We start from the raw sequence: 1,912 nt of genomic DNA on the forward strand, positions 1-1,912 counted from the left end.
GTACCTGGCCTTCGGGTTCATGACGACGCTGGTCTGGCTCTACATCGAGATCCTGCGCCTGCTGAGCTACTTCCGCGACTAGCTCCGCAGGTGGGCGAGAGGGCACCTTCGGCCGCACGGACGGTCGGAGGTGCCTTTCGCTGTTCCGGGGCCTCTCGCCCCGGGCGTCGGCCCCAGGGGCCCGGCAGACGCGTTGATCAACAGCACGCCAGGCAGGTCCACGAGCCTCGAGTCCCGCCTGGCGTGCCCCTCGCCTCGGCGCCGTGACCCGGGGCGAGCCGGGACCCGGACCGTCGATCAGGACAGGCGCTCGAGCACCATCGCCATGCCCTGCCCGCCGCCGACGCACATCGTCTCCAGCCCGATCGTCGCGTCCTTGCTGCGCAGCCCGTTGAGCAGCGTCGTCGCGATCCGCGCGCCGGTCATGCCGAACGGGTGGCCGACCGCGATCGAGCCGCCGTGCACGTTGAGCTTGGCCTCCATGGCGGAGTCCGACATCCCCATGCGGTGCGCGGAGGGGATGACCTGCGCGGCGAAGGCCTCGTTGAGCTCCACCAGGTCGACGTCGTCGATCGTCAGCCCGGCCCGGCCCAGCGCCTGCTTCGAGGCCTCGATCGGGCCGAGGCCCATGATCTCGGGCGACAGCGCCGTCACGCCGGTGGAGACGACCCGGGCGAGCGGGGTGATGCCGAGCTCGGCGGCCCGCGTCGAGGACATGACCACGAGCACCGCGGCGCCGTCGTTGAGCGGGCACGCGTTGCCGGCCGTGATGCGCCCGTCGGGACGGAAGACCGGCTTGAGGTCGGCGATCGCCTCGTAGGTCGTGCCGGGGCGGGGCGAGTCGTCCTTCGCGACCACCGAGCCGTCGGGCAGCGTCACGGGGGTGATCTCGCGCTCCCAGAAGCCGTCGCGCTGCGACTGCTCGGCGAGGTTCTGCGAGCGCACCGCGAACCGGTCCATCTCCTCGCGGGACACGCCTTCGAGCAGCGCCACGTTCTCTGCGGTCTGGCCCATCGCGATGTAGGCGTCGGGCAGCAGCCCGTCGTCGCGCGGGTCGTGCCACTCGTCCGCGCCGGACGCCGCGACCTCGGCCGTGCGGGCCTGCGCCTCGTCGAAGAGCGGGTTCTGCGAGCCCGGGAGGCCGTCGGAGGACCCCTTCTCGAATCGCGACACCGTCTCCACGCCGGCGGCGAGGAACACGTCGCCCTCCCCGGCCCGGATCGCGTGCGCGGCCATGCGGATGGTCTGCAGCGACGACGAGCAGTACCGCGTGATCGTCGTGCCCGGCAGGTGGTCGAAGCCGGCCTGGACGGCCACGATGCGGGCGAGGTTGTGCCCCTGCTCGCCGCCGGGCAGTCCGCAGCCCAGCATCAGGTCCTCGATCTCGGCCGGGTCGAGCGCGGGCACCGCGTCGAGCGCGGCCCGCACCATCTGGACCGTGAGGTCGTCGGGACGCATCCCGGCGAGGGTGCCCTTGCGGGCGCGACCGATGGGCGAGCGGACGGCGGAGACGATCACGGCGTCGGGCGTCCCGGAGTTCTGGGCCATGACGACGACCCTATTCGCGGGGTCCGACGTCGTCGCCCGTCGTCGCCCCCACACCGGTGATTCGCCGCACAGGGCGACCGCTGCCGGTCCCGACCGGCAGGATGGAGCGCATGCAGTACGTCGAGCACGTCGGAGACCTCGTCGGCCACACCCCGCTGGTGAAGCTGAACCGCGTCGTGCCCACCGGTCCCGACGCGCCGCTGGTGCTGGCCAAGGTCGAGTACTTCAACCCCGGCGGCAGCGTGAAGGACCGCATCGCCGAGAAGATGGTGACCGCCGCGGAGGAGTCCGGGGAGCTGAAGCCCGGCGGCACGATCGTCGAGCCGACCTCGGGCAACACCGGCATCGGGCTCGCGATCGTGGC

General features: G+C 72.3%; 3 protein-coding genes. 2 read left to right on the forward strand and 1 reads right to left on the reverse strand.

Features of this window, described 5'->3' with window-relative positions; all coding sequences use genetic code 11:
- Positions 1–82, forward strand: an 82-nt coding sequence (locus tag AC0CYZ_RS05380) for a Bax inhibitor-1/YccA family membrane protein (RefSeq protein WP_472213077.1), incomplete at its 5' end; no start/stop codon positions are given.
- A gap of 215 nt (positions 83–297) precedes the next feature.
- Here the strand turns inward: AC0CYZ_RS05380 and AC0CYZ_RS05385 are convergent.
- On the reverse strand, positions 298–1,548 hold the full coding sequence (locus AC0CYZ_RS05385; RefSeq protein ID WP_472213073.1) for an acetyl-CoA C-acetyltransferase: 1,251 nt from the start codon (positions 1,546–1,548) through the stop codon (positions 298–300).
- A gap of 110 nt (positions 1,549–1,658) precedes the next feature.
- On the opposite strand from AC0CYZ_RS05385, the gene AC0CYZ_RS05390 reads away from it, so the two are divergent.
- Positions 1,659–1,912, forward strand: a 254-nt coding sequence (locus AC0CYZ_RS05390; RefSeq protein ID WP_472213075.1) for a pyridoxal-phosphate dependent enzyme, incomplete at its 3' end; no start/stop codon positions are given.

The organism is Actinomycetospora sp., assembly GCF_055612215.1.